Source organism: Marinospirillum sp. (genome assembly GCF_014859565.1).
In genome coordinates this window covers 1-11707 of sequence record NZ_JACUUA010000108.1, presented here as the reverse complement: position 1 = coordinate 11707, position 11707 = coordinate 1, and the positions used below count along the sequence as shown (strand labels likewise).

The following is an 11707-nucleotide window of genomic DNA, read 5'->3' as shown; positions in this document are numbered from 1 at the left end:
CCAGTTAAGGTTATTGTCACTTAACTGGTGTGTACAGGTCTATTGAACCACCTCAGACCAATGACCAAGGCGCGACAGATCATTAAAGAGCGCATGGAGATACGCCCTGTCATGGTTAAGGGTAGACGGTGAAACGGTTTTAGCACGGAGTGAACACAGTTCAGCGAACCAGCTAGGAGTGAGCTGATAAGCTTGAGGGTCACCAGACATCTCGCAGAGCTTGAGCAAAGAACGCAACCTGTCACGATGACTTTTAAGATGCTGGCCGCAAAGGTCGTGGTATAGAGCAATCAACTCTGAAAGAGTGCGAGTGTCCTTTTTTGGCTTCAGCTCAACACCCTGATCATGGCGATCTTGTATCACCCTCTCATAACGCAAAGCTTCCGACTTGCTTTTAAAGGTCTTTCGGATACGCGGCGAAGACCTGGACGGTTGAATATCCAGCTGCCAACCGGTTTTGACTTTCCTGATAGCCATATCAAGCAGCCCTGCCCAGCAATCGCCTTTCAGTCAGTTTTTTACCTATCAAATCATTGAGTTGCCAAAGCTCAAGACCGCGACGCTGGTAATACGCCTGAATCTCACCCCAGATACCGGAATGGCGAAGACACTCCAGAGCCTTTTCTTGTGTGAAACCCTGCCTTGCATACAGGCTGATCAAATTGCCCAGGGCAAGACCTATGTTCTTTTCATTACCGCGACCAGGTTGTTTGCGAACACGCTTCATGTGAATTGGCTCCAGATTATCGAAATAAACGGGATCTTCATTGATGCACTGCCAATAGGGATCAATAAGCCCGGGAGAGTGATCAAGACGAAACGAGAGGGTAGAAGTACGCCAGAGAGAGGTAAGATGTGGAACGATGTCCAGCCAACGCATAAGGTGAGGATCAGTGCCAATGACCTCACCAGTCTCCTGACTGATGTACTCGCATTTTTTCAGGTCAATTTCACCGGCAGCATATTCACGAATTACAGACTGATGAAAGCGAAGCTCAACCCGCCAAACGTCCTGATCAGGGTCATAAGCAGTAGCGAAAGGATCATCACCTGGTGCAGTTGACCAAATGGATTCCCAGAAATCCAGCTTGTCACGAGCAAGCGCTTCACGAGTCTTGTTGTAGATAGCACACTGCATTGCCCTGCTGGTGCCAAAAAGCATCGACTGCCCATGGCCGTAAACTGATGCAATCTCACCGGAATCAACAGTGAAATCAGAAATGCCGTGAGACGTAGTAACACGTTTAGAGCGGCAGACAAAGTTATGGATAAAACTGCTGGAAGGCTGCCAACCCTGCACATCTAACGCCATATGAACGGCACATCCTGCAGGCTGTGGAGATTGAAGCCACTGAGCAGCGATTGAATCAAGATAGGACTGAATTTGAACAACACCCATGCTCTGAATGAGCTTAGGACTCAGCTCAATTTTCAGGTGACTTGCAGAGACATCAGGAGTGTGGTGCCGGTGCTTCAGAAGGATAATCAGGCCGAGATCATTGGACTGAAGCTTATACTTGTAACCACCAACCATGGCACCACCAACGGAAAAAAGGTTGCCAAGCGGATCAACCCATGTGGAACCTGGTCCCTGCTGATAAACATCATCAAGGGTAACAAGAAGCTCAGAATTCATCTTGCCGCTATACAACTGCCGAATGGTATCAACAGTGGACGAAAGAATCTTCAGATCAGAAACATTAACCTGACCGCGAGGTGAAAGGAGGATGTTACCGCGAGGGTCACCATCAGTACCCATTGAAAGTGACAGCAGAGAATGACGATCCCATTTCTTTAAATTTTTCATTTTTTTATCCGTAACAGAATGAAATTTAGTGATGACCTTTGAGGGTCAGGAATAATGTTCTGCGTGCAGTGCTACAGGGGGCACGCCAAGCCTGCTCAGCCGCCCCCACTGCGTGGAGTCAGCTGAGCAGGACGAGCGCCAGTAATTTCAGATGCTCTCAGGACAATATTTAATTCCCTGCGGTGGGTGCTGGTGGAAGTGGAGCGAAATAGAACACCAAGGATGGGAATTGAGCCGAGAAGAGGAACACTTTTAACGGTTTCCTCCTGATCCTCAGTGATCAGTCCGCCCAGGGTGATGCTCTGGCCAGCCTGAATACGGACAGTGGTCGTAAGGTTCCGTGTATTTGTGATGATGTCAGTGGCCTGAAGGCTCTGGTTTATCGTGTCAGCGGTGAGACTGATGTTGAGTATGATCTGCCCTTGCTGGCTCACAAACGGCCTCACAGAGAGGGATACACCCACGTCGCGCCGCTCGATGCCTTGGGTGGTCTGACTGGTGCCAGTAGTGACGGAGGTAAGAAATGGGACGTTCTGGCCAACAGAGATGACCCCCTGTTCACCGGACAAAACAAGAATCTGGGGGGTACTAAGAATTTTACCGGCGAGATCAGACTGAAGGGCATTCAGTACAAAGGTGAGGTAATCACCATCAAAGATGCCAAAAGAGCCACCAGTGCCGGGCATCTGACTGAGGCCAGAAAGGTTGAAGCCGCTCAAGGCACCGGAATCAGAGCGTGTTGACTGGCCGTATGACAAGCCAAGATCCAGACCGGAAGAATCAGAGGTTTCATAAATGATTGATTCAAGGTGAATAAGTGGTCTGGGGTTATCCAGGAGCGGCAAAAGATCATCATAAACAGCATGTTGATCTTCTGTTGTTGTCAGTGCCAGGGCATTGAGTGAACGAATAACGTAGACAGCGGGTGATTTACTGGCCTGTTTGCCATCCCGCTGAAGCTGAACAAAACTGGTGCTGAAATCCAGCAGGTCATCAGCAAGAACATGACGAAAAACATGAACACGAGTAACCAGCGGCAATGATTCATCTTGGTCAGCCGATTGGAGAGAATGGTCAGGCTGAGTAATAACAAGCGGATTACCGGGCTGGAGGTCTAAACCATGAGACCGGATAACAGCGGCAAAAAGATCAGGGAGAGCGTCAGGGGTAACGTCCGGTGCATAAACGGTGAGGGTGGTTTTAATCCCTGGGCTGATGATGACACCCTGCCCCGTTTGTTTAGTGTACCAGGTGACAAAATCCCGAAGCTCAGTGTCCTGAAGAATGACCGGAGTGGAAGCTAAGGTAAAAGTGCTGAACAACAGCAGGAGACTAGCAACGAACGTCTTCACGGAAGGTTCCTTTTGTGATGATGAGATGGCAGGCGGCAACTGGTTGAAGACGGTAGCCACGGGCTTTTATGTCATCCGAGGACAGGTGTTGGAGATCAGGTGTAAGAAGGCGATAGTTTTCCCAGTCACCCAGCTTGGAATAACCTGTGATCCGGGAGCCAGACAGTGGAGAAGTAGACTGTTGAACTTGTTGATGCTGTTCAGCAGCATAGGCTTTTTTCTGCTGAACCAAGTCCTGCAGGAGATAGCCGGAAGTGAAAAGCACACCAAGAAAAAAACCAGTGATTAAAGCCATAGGCCGACTGAAGCGTTTCCAGTAGATTTTAGTAATTCGCATGTAATACCTCAGATCCTTTTTGACCTGGTAACGGTAGTGGCTGAAATAAGGAGGAAGAACTTGATAGGTGCGGCTTTCGTAATAGCTGGAATAAACCTGTTTAGTGTCATAGGCGGTGTACAAGCTTTTACCGGTATAGAGCCAATACTCAACACTGATTGATGTTTGATAGATGCCATACTTGACCGTGGCAAAATGTGCCTTAGGAAGGGTGATACGAATACCAGTGAAAAAACGAACGATAGGCGAAACAAGCGGAATACCAACGCGGTCAAGACGACGACAGTAAACGACAAACTCACCAAGCGCTTCCCTGGCCTGTTTATCTACAATACTGATGTCCTGGACAAGAAAGATGATGTCCCAGCCAAGTTTGCGAGCGTGAAGAAACCAGTTGATAACATCCTGCCTTGATTTATCACCCCATGAACGCGAGTTGAACCAGGTGCCACACTCATCAAGTACCAGCAGACCGTTTTTACCTTCATCATAAGTGTCATTACCAACGCCAATAGCCTCCAGATCCTGTAGTTCAGGCTTGTCCGGAATACGGTAAACAGTTGCATTGCGGGACTTGATATTAATGAGCTTATGAAGGTTAAGATCAATGTTGGTGGCAACCTTACAGCCGCTGTTGAGCTTATCGCGGATCTTGCCAACACTGATGAGGGACTTACCGGAACCCAGCTTGCCGGTGACAAAATAAACCGGCATAGCTATTTACCGCCCTGGGAAACAGTAACCCACCTGAAGAAGATGTAACGCTGTTCACGTAACACCCATGCAGTGACCTCAGCAGATATGACAGCGGAAACAACGGCTTCAAAGTTGTTGGGTTTTATAAGACTGATAGCGAGGCTAAGTTCTGGAGGCAAGGTGGTTTTGATAGCCAGGTAAAAACCCATAATGACAACAATAGCAGCGGTAAAAACACCAAAGAACAAACCGAGGTACACCATAAAGAAAGTGAACTTGAACTTTTTATTTGCAACATCCTTTAACAAGCCAGAGAAAAACTCTTTAATCAACGAGCCCAACGCAATAATAATAGCAATAAAAGGAGCAAGCAGGAATTTTAGAATCGGAAGCAAAACAACCCTAAAAAGCCATGAAAAAGCTTGCATAAGTGCAGAAATGATAATTCCGTACATTAGCCGGTACTCCCCGGAGTCAAAGTTAGAAGAATGTCTTTAATCCTCATAGCCGCCCAAAAAACAAGCAGAAAAGAAAGTATTGACCTGATCTTTTCAAATGCCGTACAGGAAACAGTTAAAACATTACCAAGAAAAGAAAAATGCTGATCAGTACAGGATGCAGAAGGAAACTGAGGCATAAAGGTATTAACTAGATTAAAACCTGAAAACTGATCCTGAACGAATGAAAAAAGACCGAGAACAGCTTCTTTATCAGCCTCAAATTCATCTTGTGCAACCTGGTCAAAATCAGTTTCAAGCAAGGAATCAAAATCATGAGCCAGCGTGTCAAGGGCTGACAGCTCAGTACCTAGTTCAGCAGACAAATCCGCTTCGACAGTCATATCAGGTTCAGAACAGTCCGCTACTTCACAATCCAAGCCCAGTGCATCGGTCAGCTCAGATATAGAATCCGCAATACCAGTGAATTGATCTGACAAAGCATCAGAAATACCAGAAGGCAAGCCATCAATACTTTCACGGACACCATCAACGGCGTCAGTAACACCCTGGACACCATCAGAGACGCCAGTAAGATGATCAGCCAAGCTGTTGAACTGTTCAGAAAGTGAAGATGAAATCTGACCAGGCAAAGCAGCAATAGCAGATGCAGCTGTTGCAAACCCAGAAGTCATACCACTGTAAATGCTGGCAAGCAGACCCTCGCCATCGACTTCCCCGTCACCTTCACCAGTACCTTCCCCATCACCTGGCGTGGGGTCTGGATCTGGTGTCGGATCTGGATCTGGCGTGGGATCTGGATCTGGCGTGGGATCTGGGTCTGGCGTGGAATCTGGATCTGGTGTGGGATCTGGATCTGGCGTGGGATCTGGATCTGGTGTGGGATCTGGATCTGGTGTGGGATCTGGATCTGGTGTGGGATCTGGATCTAGCGTGGGATCTGGATCTGGTGTGGGATCTGGGTCACCACCACCGCCACCGCCGCCGCCGGGAGAACCTGTATCACCGCCGCCACCTGTTGAGCCGCCTGGATCAGTGGGTTCTGTAGGGTCAGTAGGTTGTGCTGGGTCAGTGGGATTAGTTGGGTCAGGATCTGACGGGTCAGGGAAAGGAATAAAATTCCCGTTATCGTCATATTCGCCCGGAGGGTCATCAGGATCGGGGGCTGGCAGAGGTTCAGGGTCTGGGTTCTGGGTGAAGTCATCATCAGTCCACTCCTCACCAGTAGAAGTAGAGTTAATAAAACCACAGAAATAACGAGTTTCACCCCCACCATAGAATGATGCTGGAGCACCATTATAAATCTCAATATTACAGCCGGATGCTGTAAATGAATGAGCAGACCCGGTTATAGAAACAGAAGCAGGGAGTGATATACAAGCCTCAGTACCATTAGCAGCACCCAGCTCAGTGTCTTTTAAAGAATCACACTCCTCATCATCCTTGGGAGGGTTAGGTTGTGATAACTCAGGTTCTTTAATGGGACAAACAGCAGACAAATCGTATGACGAAGTGTACATCCTATACGTTCTGGCAGCAGCATAAACACCCCCACCACAGTGATAATTGCCGAAAGTTTTTTCAGACACCCATGTATGTACAAGAAGACCAGTACCACCAAAAGAAATAGTATTTTGAGGGGGATTGTCTCCACCGCATAAGTAGACATCAACAGTTGAATTAGATGGATTAGGGGTAACAGATGGGAGCTTAGAAAAATCTATATCACTATATGAGTTAATCTGACAAGCATAGGCAAAGCCTGAAAAAAAACATAAAATCAAAAATGTAAATCGGAAAAAATTCACCATTAAAATCTCCACATACTTGTGAACGCAAAGCCGCAAATAGCGCCGATCACTAACATTACTGTATTCATATGTAGCATTGTGAAGATTACTCTTGCTTTCATTGTTAAAACACACCAATTAACGGCAAGCTAAATACATGCCACCAGATAAAAAGATTGAGGACAGAAAGCCCGATTTCGATATGATGCCTGGTCATGGTATTTGTCCTGTTGTAAAAAAGCCTCCCCGAAGGGAGGCAAGGGCAGATCAGGTAGCGCGACTGATGACTTTCTTGAACAGACCGATAGTGACCAGACCACCCATGACCAGGGTTACAATCGGCCAGGCTTCACTGATCATGCTAGCGGCGCTGGTAGATACCGAGCCAAACGCCGCAGTAATCGCAGCAGGATCAGCCATAGCCGCACCAGTACCGGCGACAGTGATAGCAGCAACAGCAGCGGTTTTTTGTACGGCTTGTGCAGAGATACGACGCAGAAATTGAAGTTTTGCTTTCACGTGGATTTCTCCATGAATTGTTTGAAGTAAGTTACGGACGCAGCCCATGACCAGCCGATGGCATAGGCAGCAAACAGGGAAGAAACAACCAAAGGTATAGAATCCATTAACGCTGCCCCCCCATGTATTGCGCCCAAGCCAAAGGCCATGACTAGTCCTATGATGAAAACGAGTAGCCAGAGGCTCTCAAATTGCGCTGGGTTCATGGAGCCATCTTCAACAGGCGGTACAGCACTGAAGAAGTCAGAACGGCTGATGAAAGCAAAGTCGCTTCCGGAGCAAATCAGCTGGTGATTAGCTCCGGAAACAACCTGACTGAAGCCAGTGGCACAGGTGGCCACTGGTGAGGTGTAGTTAAAAAAGTCAGGCTGGCTGACGGCATCTGCAGGTGGTAACAGCTGAAACTTGTCTGACGGGCAGCTGATAATCTGACTGCCATCAAACAGGGTTTCATTCCAGCTTTGGTTACAGAGTCCGACAAGCTCAGCCATGACAACTCCCCTTCCCTATCAGGACTTGGTAGACGCAGTAGCAGGCGCTTCAGGTGCCTTGTTACCTGCAGACTGTTTACCAGCAGCGGGAACAGGACGGACAGCAGCAACATACATAGTCAGAGATGCCTTGGCACCTGGGCGCATCTGCATATCCAGCTCAAATTCACCGGGCAACAGTTCTTCATAATCCCGGAAGTCTTCAAAAATTTCATAATCGGCCTTGGCCGTCATGACTTCCCGCCCCAGACGATTCTCAGATTTACCGGCAGAATCCTGGACAATAAAGACGTTTGCGCCCTTGATGCCGTTGTCCATCGCGTACCGTGAGAGGCCGAGCACTTCAGCTTTGATGGTATAGGATGCGTTCATTGTGATTTCCTTCAGTTATGTTTTATGGATGGTTCAGTGGTTACTTCAACGGAATCCCGCCGTGGCTCCTGCCCTTCCCAGATCAAAAAGCCGATCTGTGAAGGGACGGCATCCATGCCTCAGGAGCTGGACGAGCGGAAAAGCCGGGGTTTTACTTCTCTCTTTAAAACCGGTTACCAACACCGAGACTTGCCGGATCTGAGCAGAACAGCGACATGGTATAAACCCCGCTCGGGCATAAGGCAGCCCTCGGGGGTTGACACCATGCCGCGGTCCCGCTTTTGTTCTTGCAGTCAAGGTGCAGGCAACGGCTTGAAAGTTTTCAGATTGCATGGTGGTGACCTGTCAGGCTGAAGCGGTAGAGGCAGAAGACTTAGAAGTAACCTCTACCTGTGCGGTGACAAGCTCAGAGGCCAGCTGATTAGCAGTGACCTGTTTGTCTGCAGCAATACGGTAAAGCTGTGCGTGTACCTGATCTGTCACAAAGATTCGCAGGCACTTCTTGGAGGGATTAGTCATGATGTTTTACCTCTGGCAATTTACGGGTAAGGGCGTACTGAAGATGAACGGAACGCAGTGCGCCCATGGAGCCGGTTAGTTGACTCAGGCGTTCCAGCAGAGCGGCATGTACAGCAAGATCAAGCGAATGTTTACGATGATGAAAAAGACCCTGGTTAACCTGATAACGGGTGAAAGAAGGAACCAGTCTCAGCTGTGAATCTGGAGCGAAATACAGGCAAGTTTCAGAAAGAGCGCCGGTTTTACGGCGAAGCCTGAAAGGGTAGTCAGCAAAAGGAGGAATAAGCGCCTGCATTTCCTCAACAACAGATCCGGTAAAGAGAATGTTGCTACCCGTCCTGTTTGCCAGTGCCAGTAGCAGATCTGCAGGTGTAAAGTAATCACGTCCATTCAGGCGGTAATCATGGCTTGTACCGTCATACTCAAACGTAATGTTTAACGGCTGATCAACACCTGGAGCAGTGACCTTGATAGTGAAGTCTGAAAAGTCAGTATCAAAGGCCAGTGCTGGCAGATGATTAACCAGATAATCCAGACAGGCAGTAAATAAACGGAGGCGATCAGCTTCAATACTCATGAAGAGTACCCCCCGTCAGCATCAACATAGTCACCTGCAAATTTATGTGGAAGATGACCAACGAGTTTAAAAGATGCTGCAGCATCATATTCAGTCCCACCAACCGCTTCAAAAATGTCACGAGTAAGGACTGAAATAAAAATAGAACCAGGTGCAAAATGACTAGGCTCAGACAGGCACTTATTCCAACCAGACAAATCTTCGTACCAGAAACGTAAAAAACCATCAGATCGTTCAGGTTCACCAGCATATTCAAACGAGTTTTCAGCCAGCAACAGATGATAAACGGCAGTTAAATGGCGGCAAAATTCATCATACTGGGGTAATTCAGGTTCAGCTTTGCCAGAATCCAGCCAAAGATAGATATACGGAAGAACATGAAGCGGATCATTGAAACTTATATATACTTCACGATCAAAATCATTAACATCATAATCATAAATACTGTACAGACTATCAGAAATATCAATAGTAACGGCATTGTCAAAAGCCGAAAATTGAACAACAGGTATAGATGACGGAAACTCAGGATCAGCAGGAGAATAAAATACACCAACATCAGGAAAAAGGCTTTTAACAAGGTCAATCAATTTATCAGGGTTCATATTCAGACCTCCTTTTCCAAAGAGTGCAACGTGTAAAATGAAGATAACGGAAAGTCAGAAAAAACCGAACCAAAGCAGTATGAAATTAGCGGAAAGACATTTCGTGGATCAGTGAAAGAAATCTTGTAACGGGTACTCAACACTGCAATATAAGCATGATAACTATCGGATTCCTTGTGAATATTAACGTGCAAATCACCTGTACCAAGACGAAAGGAAATCACACCGTCAGTAATTGCTATATGCGAATTTTCAGAGAGGTTAATAGGAATATTCAAAAGCTGACGAGGGCTAATATCTAAGTCAACCTTACAGGTATCAGAACACAACTTGAAAACAATGTAAGGTAACAAATGGAGTGGGTCAGTAAATGTGATAAAAACAAATTCATGACCACCAGACTCACCAATACGCCAATACTCAGTGTTATCTGACTCCCTGTTTTTAGCTGACACTACAAGAGTCTTGAAACCAAGCTGAAAAACAACGTACAGATTAAATTCTGAGGCATGATCATAACTAACCCGGACGCCTGGAATATGTTCTACGACCAAATCAATAAGCTTTGAAGAGTGCATGTTCAAGCCTCCTGTTCCAGGCACTGACGTTGAATCAGTGCAAGGTTAACGAGCTGGTGACGACCAACTGAAACAGTAGGGATGTAACCCTTTGAAGCCCAACCGGTGATAATGGAAGGACGGAGGCCAACGAGTTCAGCAAAGCGCTCTTTACTGACAAGCGGAGTGCTGGTGGTGACGTGAAGAACAGGCTGAAACTGGAAATCAGGCTGTCCGGAGGCAGATGCCTGGGTGTTGCTAATGCTGGTCAACTGGTTCATAGCAAGAAACTCCTGTCATGCTAGAATGGGTTGTAGAGCGATTTAGTGATATTGAGTGAAACCAAGTGAATCTGAGTACCCTTTTTCAGTGTCACCGAATTAGGTGTCCTCGAAAATAAGTATAGTGAGGCGCGGCCTATATGGCAAGCTCGTTAGCAAAAAAAATTCGCGAAATTCGAGAGGCAGAAACATCGGGAAGGCATGAATTCTCAGAATTGCTTGATATTCCAAAGAAAACGATAGAAGGAATAGAGCAGACGGGAAGAGTGCCAAAAGGGGATATTCTGGAAGCAATCTGCAAAAAGTGGCCTCAATACACCCTCTGGCTAATGACAGACCAGGTGAATGAAGCAGCTGGACAAATCAGCCCAGGGATTGAAGGTGCATGTGACAGTTTAAAAAGAACCGGGACGGATACCGAGTAGCCAGTCAGGTACTGAGCAAATGGTTCCAGGGTGGAAGGCAAACATAAGCAAGGAGGCTGAAATGCTCCAGACAATGATGGGTATTGGACTGCTCCTGATAATATTGAGCTTTATTGTCGAGATATCAGAAAAAAAGGGAACAGGAAAAAACATCCAATACATCAAGAAGTTAAAGAAGCTTGAAAAAAAGCCAAAGGAAGCAGGAGACGAGGATCAGGACATGGCGAACATGAAAAGGAAGATAATAAAAAACAGGAAGCATGATTTCACTCAAAAGGGATTCGAAAAAAGACAAAAGAAGACCAGTGCTGGAAGCACAGCAGAGAACAAAAGCAACGTAGAAAACATGATTGAAAAGGGAATGAAAGTTTACCAGGGAAAACGGCACTTCATGTCACCAACAGAAAAAATCTATTACGACCTTCTGTTAGAGCGGTACGGCGATTCTCATTATATATTTGCCCAGGTACGTGTACTGGACATCATAGAACCACACAAAGAAAGCATCAGATCCCAGACACCAGAGTGGTACTCAGCATTCCGCCAGATCAGCCAGTGGCATGTTGATTTTGTGATTGTTGGTAAAGACATGGAAATAAAAGCAGCGATTGAGATTGATGACAAAACACACAGCTTGCCAGACAGGGAAAGAAGAGACCGGATACTGAACACTGCTTTTGAGAATGCTGGAGTAAAAATACTGAGGTACAGTCTGGAAGAGCTGAACGAAAAGAGACAATTACAAAGACAGACGCAGTGACAAAAAAGTGTCAACGGAGAAGAAGCGAGAAGCAATAGAGTGAAAGCGGAAATGCGCGGAAGCCTTGAACTGTAAGGGTCTGACGTATAGTGAAAACATCAGGAACAACTTGTAATCAGTAGGTCCCGGGTTCGACTCCTGGTGCCGGCACCAGCGAAACC

General features: G+C 46.8%; 15 protein-coding genes. 2 read left to right on the top strand and 13 right to left on the bottom strand.

The window, feature by feature from the left end:
• Positions 1-478 precede the first annotated feature (478 nt).
• From IBX50_RS12695 to IBX50_RS12635, 13 genes are all read right to left on the bottom strand, one after another.
• Positions 479-1807 (bottom strand): hypothetical protein, encoded by a 1329-nt coding sequence (locus IBX50_RS12695; RefSeq protein WP_292256372.1) that lies wholly within the window; start codon positions 1805-1807, stop codon positions 479-481.
• 95 nt (positions 1808-1902) lie between these two features.
• On the bottom strand, positions 1903-3159 hold the full coding sequence (locus IBX50_RS12690) for a hypothetical protein (RefSeq protein ID WP_292256371.1): 1257 nt from the start codon (positions 3157-3159) through the stop codon (positions 1903-1905).
• Positions 3140-4210: a zonular occludens toxin domain-containing protein gene (locus IBX50_RS12685; RefSeq protein ID WP_292256370.1), complete on the bottom strand. Its 1071-nt coding sequence runs from the start codon at positions 4208-4210 to the stop codon at positions 3140-3142. The genes IBX50_RS12690 and IBX50_RS12685 overlap by 20 nt, the downstream gene beginning before the upstream one ends.
• Before the next feature lie 2 nt (positions 4211-4212).
• Positions 4213-4647 (bottom strand): DUF5455 family protein, encoded by a 435-nt coding sequence (locus IBX50_RS12680; RefSeq protein ID WP_292256369.1) that lies wholly within the window; start codon positions 4645-4647, stop codon positions 4213-4215.
• Positions 4647-6461 carry a hypothetical protein gene (locus IBX50_RS12675; RefSeq protein WP_292256368.1) on the bottom strand — a complete coding sequence of 605 codons (1815 nt, stop codon included), beginning with the start codon at positions 6459-6461 and terminating at the stop codon, positions 4647-4649. The genes IBX50_RS12680 and IBX50_RS12675 overlap by 1 nt, the downstream gene beginning before the upstream one ends.
• A 246-nt stretch (positions 6462-6707) precedes the next feature.
• A complete protein-coding gene (locus IBX50_RS12670) occupies positions 6708-6959 on the bottom strand; it encodes a major coat protein (protein ID WP_292256367.1) in 252 nt (83 codons plus the stop codon).
• The gene (locus tag IBX50_RS12665) at positions 6956-7450 is read right to left on the bottom strand and encodes a tail virion protein G7P-2 (protein WP_292256366.1); all 495 of its coding nucleotides are present in this window, start codon (positions 7448-7450) and stop codon (positions 6956-6958) included. The genes IBX50_RS12670 and IBX50_RS12665 overlap by 4 nt, the downstream gene beginning before the upstream one ends.
• Before the next feature lie 18 nt (positions 7451-7468).
• Positions 7469-7822, bottom strand: a complete 354-nt coding sequence (locus tag IBX50_RS12660) for a hypothetical protein (RefSeq protein ID WP_292256365.1) — start codon at positions 7820-7822, stop codon at positions 7469-7471.
• Between the two features lie 345 nt (positions 7823-8167).
• On the bottom strand, positions 8168-8341 hold the full coding sequence (locus IBX50_RS12655; protein WP_292256364.1) for a hypothetical protein: 174 nt from the start codon (positions 8339-8341) through the stop codon (positions 8168-8170).
• Entirely contained in the window at positions 8334-8918 is a 585-nt protein-coding gene (locus IBX50_RS12650; RefSeq protein ID WP_292256363.1) for a hypothetical protein, read from the bottom strand. Before IBX50_RS12650 ends, IBX50_RS12655 begins: the two co-directional genes overlap by 8 nt.
• Positions 8915-9523: a hypothetical protein gene (locus tag IBX50_RS12645; RefSeq protein WP_292256362.1), complete on the bottom strand. Its 609-nt coding sequence runs from the start codon at positions 9521-9523 to the stop codon at positions 8915-8917. The genes IBX50_RS12650 and IBX50_RS12645 overlap by 4 nt, the downstream gene beginning before the upstream one ends.
• A gap of 2 nt (positions 9524-9525) precedes the next feature.
• A complete protein-coding gene (locus tag IBX50_RS12640; RefSeq protein WP_292256361.1) occupies positions 9526-10101 on the bottom strand; it encodes a hypothetical protein in 576 nt (191 codons plus the stop codon).
• A 2-nt stretch (positions 10102-10103) separates the two neighbouring features.
• On the bottom strand, positions 10104-10361 hold the full coding sequence (locus IBX50_RS12635) for a hypothetical protein (protein WP_292256360.1): 258 nt from the start codon (positions 10359-10361) through the stop codon (positions 10104-10106).
• A 140-nt stretch (positions 10362-10501) separates the two neighbouring features.
• On the opposite strand from IBX50_RS12635, the gene IBX50_RS12630 reads away from it, so the two are divergent.
• Positions 10502-10786 (top strand): helix-turn-helix transcriptional regulator, encoded by a 285-nt coding sequence (locus IBX50_RS12630; protein WP_292256359.1) that lies wholly within the window; start codon positions 10502-10504, stop codon positions 10784-10786.
• 19 nt (positions 10787-10805) lie between these two features.
• Positions 10806-11546, top strand: a complete 741-nt coding sequence (locus IBX50_RS12625) for a DUF2726 domain-containing protein (protein WP_292256358.1) — start codon at positions 10806-10808, stop codon at positions 11544-11546.
• Positions 11547-11707: the final 161 nt, after the last annotated feature.